General features: G+C 26.0%; 6 protein-coding genes. 3 read left to right on the forward strand and 3 right to left on the reverse strand.

Annotated elements, in window-relative coordinates; genetic code table 11:
* The first annotated feature begins 166 nt into the window (after positions 1 to 166).
* From rpmE to Q0K52_RS14550, 3 genes are read left to right on the forward strand one after another with little or no spacing between them, the layout of a single operon-like run.
* A complete protein-coding gene (rpmE, locus tag Q0K52_RS14540; RefSeq protein ID WP_020004042.1) occupies positions 167 to 370 on the forward strand; it encodes a 50S ribosomal protein L31 in 204 nt (67 codons plus the stop codon).
* Positions 371 to 373: 3 nt separating this feature from the next.
* Entirely contained in the window at positions 374 to 1,333 is a 960-nt protein-coding gene (locus Q0K52_RS14545) for a site-specific DNA-methyltransferase (protein ID WP_297300602.1), read from the forward strand.
* 54 nt (positions 1,334 to 1,387) lie between these two features.
* Positions 1,388 to 2,089 carry a B3/4 domain-containing protein gene (locus Q0K52_RS14550; RefSeq protein ID WP_297300603.1) on the forward strand — a complete coding sequence of 234 codons (702 nt, stop codon included), beginning with the start codon at positions 1,388 to 1,390 and terminating at the stop codon, positions 2,087 to 2,089.
* A gap of 87 nt (positions 2,090 to 2,176) precedes the next feature.
* Here the strand turns inward: Q0K52_RS14550 and Q0K52_RS14555 are convergent, their stop codons facing one another.
* The 3 genes from Q0K52_RS14555 to Q0K52_RS14565 all read right to left on the reverse strand — a co-directional run bounded on the left by Q0K52_RS14555 (position 2,177) and on the right by Q0K52_RS14565 (position 4,163).
* The gene (locus tag Q0K52_RS14555; RefSeq protein WP_297300604.1) at positions 2,177 to 2,617 is read right to left on the reverse strand and encodes a hypothetical protein; all 441 of its coding nucleotides are present in this window, start codon (positions 2,615 to 2,617) and stop codon (positions 2,177 to 2,179) included.
* A 102-nt stretch (positions 2,618 to 2,719) separates the two neighbouring features.
* Positions 2,720 to 3,211 carry a hypothetical protein gene (locus tag Q0K52_RS14560; RefSeq protein WP_297300605.1) on the reverse strand — a complete coding sequence of 164 codons (492 nt, stop codon included), beginning with the start codon at positions 3,209 to 3,211 and terminating at the stop codon, positions 2,720 to 2,722.
* Between the two features lie 286 nt (positions 3,212 to 3,497).
* On the reverse strand, positions 3,498 to 4,163 hold the full coding sequence (locus tag Q0K52_RS14565; RefSeq protein ID WP_297300606.1) for a hypothetical protein: 666 nt from the start codon (positions 4,161 to 4,163) through the stop codon (positions 3,498 to 3,500).
* Between the last annotated feature and the right edge of the window lie 393 nt (positions 4,164 to 4,556).

Below are 4,556 nucleotides of genomic sequence, written 5' to 3' on the forward strand. Positions count from 1 at the left end.
TTCTAGTAATTTAAATTATAAGGAATACCTTCTTTTTTTAAACTAAAAGTGTGCAATATCTATGGCTCTTAAACAGAATTTATTTTTATATACTATTGCAAAAATGATAAGTTTATTGTATAATATGTTCTTACGAAGAATTATATACTTTAATGGAGAATAACAAATGAAAAAAGATATACACCCACAATATTTTGAAACAGATGTAAACTGTGCTTGTGGTGCTAATTTTAAAATTCACTCAGTACAGAAAAGTCTACACGTTGATATTTGCCATAATTGCCACCCTTTCTTTACTGGAAAACAGAAAATTCTTGATACAGCTGGTAGAGTAGATAAATTCAAAAAACGTTATGGTTTGAAAAAGTAATTTATGGATCAACGACGTTCGTCTAAGAATAAAACTATAATTTTAGATGAAAATGATTCTCAAAAATTTTCTCAGCGTTTAGTAAGTTTAAAAGAAAAAACAAGTCTTGAATTTATTATTAACAAGACAATATGTGATGATTTTTTTAAGTCTATAGAATATCTTCCAGATAATTTTATAGACTTAACTATTATAGACCCGCCATATAATTTAAATAAAGATTTCGGCAATCTTAATTTTAGAAAGAAATCTGATGATGATTATCTTCAATATATAGATTCTTTTATAAGTTTGATTATACCTCATTTAAAAAAAACAGCGTCCATATATGTTTGCTGCGATTTATTCTCCAGTGCTGCTGTTTATGATGTACTCACCAAATATTTTATCGTAAGAAATAGAATTACTTGGCAAAGAGAAAAAGGCAGAGGAGCTAAATTTAATTGGAAAAATTCTCTTGAAGATGTATGGTTTGCCACTGTATCTAATGAATATTATTTTAATATAGAAGCAGTGAAAATGAAAAGAAGAGTTATAGCACCATACAGAGAAGAAGGAAAGCCAAAAGATTGGGAAGAAACTCAAGAAGGTAAATTTAGATTAACTCACCCTTCTAATTTTTGGGACGATATTAGTGTACCTTATTGGTCTATGTCAGAAAATACCACTCACCCTACCCAAAAACCTGAAAAGTTAATTGCAAAATTAATACTTGCAAGCTCCAAAGAAAATGATATAGTTTTTGATCCGTTTTGCGGAAGCGGAACTACTCCTGTTGTTGCAAATAAATTAAATAGAAAATATGTATCTATAGAAATGGATAAATATTATGCTGCACTTACAGAGTATAGACTGGAAAGATCTCATACAAATAAAACTATACAAGGTTTTATGGACGGAGTATTCTGGGAAAGAAATACATATTCATATATTAAATCTTTAATAAAAAAAAGCGATAAATAAAAACATTTGATAAAAAAGAAATTAATCCAATAATTTTATGTTAGGAGTTCTTAAATGAAATTCGTTATAGAAAATAAAGTATTTGAAACTTTAAATGATATGTGTGTTGCTGTTATAGTTGCAAAAGGAATAGACAATAGCAAAAAAATAGATGAAATTTCTTCTATGCTTAAAGATAGTATAACAAATGCTGAAAAAGACTTTGAAAATATAAAAGTAAAAGAAAGCGAATATATAAAATGCTACAGAGAAGCTTTTCAAAAACTTAATATTAATCCTAATAAATTTATGTGTTCTATAGAGGCACTTCTTACTAGAATATCAAAAAAGAAAGGTATGCCTGAAATAAATGCAGTAGTAGATTTAGTAAATGCAGTATCTATCAAATATAAACTTCCAATGGGGGCTCATGATTTGGACTCTATGAAAGAAGATTTTTATATAAGATACTCTGTTAATGGTGATATATTTCTTCCATTTGGAGAAACTAATACAGAAGAAGTTGATAATAATGAATTAGTATATGTTACTTCTAATGATGTAAGAACAAGAAGATGGATATGGAGACAAAGCGAACATGGAAAAATTATTGAAACTTCTTCAAATATAATATTTCCAATAGATGCTTTTATTGGCGTTAATGATGATAAGGCTATTAAGGCAAGAGATGAATTAAGCGAATTATTATCAAAATTTTTCAAATGTGAAATAAAAACTGGTTTAATAGACGCTAAAAATAATTATATAGAATTTTAATTAATTTAAGCTCAATAATTAAACAACTATATTCTGTAATTTTATTTTTATACAAAATATAGTTGTTTATATAGCTTATATTATAAATTAATTTTGGGTATTAGTAGCATTATATTCTTCAATCCATTTTTGCATAGCTGTGATATTAGTATTATATTTTTTTGTAAGCTCATCATTATAATAGAATTTTACATCTTCCCCATTAATAACAGCATTAAGAGTATTTCCTTCCAATTTGAAATTGAAATCCTGATTTCCAAAAAACTCCATAGTGTATACAGCTTCATTTTTACTTTTTATTTCTTTTACAGAAGTTGTTGCTAAAGTAATCAATGAACCTACAGGATCAATCACAGTTTTTTCATCTCCCACTAAAACTCTGTCAGCTATAAATAATATAGATTGACTTTTAGTATTAGTATAAAATTTATTGCCAACATTTTTAAACCAACTGTCGTCTTTGCTTTGACAAGAAATAAATATCATTGCCAATATTGAAAATATTATTATTAATAATTTAGATTTCATTATATAATCTCCTTTTTTATAGTATAAGGCTTGTCTATAATATATTTATATACAAACAAACCTTATAAAAATACGGCATTAATCCTTAATAGATAATTAATTTTATTCTCTAAATTTAGGATTATGTCTTAAAGTACCTTTTACAAAATAAATATCTTTTTCTATTATTAGATGAGCATTTATATAAAGTTCTGATACTTGATATCTAAAAGTTGAAGTTTTAAATAAAATAGGAGTATCACTATTTACAGCATACATTACTGCCTGTATAGAAAATTCTGATGAAGAAACCTCAACTATATTTTTTGCCTCTATTTCAGAATTGATATTCAAATTAAATAAAGGCAATTTAATTAATAAAGAACCTTTATTTCTGTATGTATTTCTTGAACCCAAAACGCTCATTTGTGTTTGTCCTAAAGAATCACCGTTTTTAGTTACTTCTACAAAACCTACACAAAATCTATCGTCCCAACTTTTATTGATTCCAGTACCATATTCAGGCACCATAATAGAATTATTTTGAGCATAAGAAATTTGAGAAAATAAAAATATTAAAAAAGATAAATCAAAAATTAAATTTATTTTCTTCATCGTTATAACCCTTTTTAAAAATTTATTATTTTTTATTATTGTTATGCTCGTCTACACCTACAATAAGCTAGTGAGTAAACTCACTAGCTGGCTACGACTCGCTTTTATATTTAAATTCTAGTATTTAAAAATTATTATTAAATATATATTTAACCCATTATTTATACTATTAAAAATCAAAGGGCTTTACTTCTTGTGGAATAAGTAAAACCCTTTTTCGATAAAGAATTATTAAAAAAATATAAGTCTAATCTCAATATAATTGACACTAAGTCATTTATCAATATTAATAATTAGGATCTACTGGAGTACCATCTATAGGAGTTACACTTGCATTAGCTTGAATATTTTTTGTTCTATCAAATGTTAAATTATAAGTTACAGTTACTGCATCCTTATCTTTTTCTTTTGTAGTTTTTGTTAATATAATAGAACCATCTGTATTAATTTCTATAAAAGTATCCATCTTTAAATTTTTAACTTTTAATTCAACATACTCTAATTTTTCATCAGTATTACTGAAAACATAAAGCGTATGTATATCATGTCCATATGTGTGATGTTGTATATTTTTTGCAGGTATTCTTATAAGATCAGATGTAAATCCTAATTCTTTTAATCTAGGCATTTTTATTAAAATACCGCCTGCATTTGCATCTTTCAAGCTTGGATCTTCTTGAGCTGTACTTAGTACAAAGTCACTTTCAGAAGTAAGATTTATAGCTTGACCTTCACTAGGTGTCAAAACAAATGGTGATGATGTAGGAGCATATTTATAGTGTCTATAACTCTCACGTACTCCCTCGCCATCTGTTATAGTAACAGCTGGAAGTCCTGTAGTACCGCCGCCATTATCGCTGCTTGGGCCTGTTTTGTCCTTAGAAGAACAGCTTACAGTCAAAAGACCAGCTACAAAAAGTGTAAAAATGATTGTTAAAATTTTTTTGTTCATAGTTAGAACTCCTTATAAAATATTTATTTATTAACATTTTGTGATGTTAATATATTCTCACTAAACCAAATATGCGATTTTATTTAAATGTATTATAACATTTAAATACAAATTTAAATGTATTTAAGAATTTATTTTATTATAAAGCATGCTATTCAAAAGTCAACATTCTTTTAGATTTTTTTAAAATAAATAAAGTCTTTTATATTTTTGATAATAAACTCTAATTTACATAACACAAATCATACCAAATCTAATATTTTTGAAAAATTTAAAACTTTTTAAAACATTATTCGTCTAATATGCTATAATAGAAAATGGGGCTGTCCTAGATAACTTAAATTTGTTAAAATTTAAGTATGAAACGAAGTAAATTAAGTAAAGATAAACAAT

Origin of the sequence: uncultured Brachyspira sp. (assembly GCF_944390845.1) — a bacterium.
GTDB classification, from domain to species: Bacteria; Spirochaetota; Brachyspiria; order Brachyspirales; family Brachyspiraceae; genus Brachyspira; species Brachyspira pulli.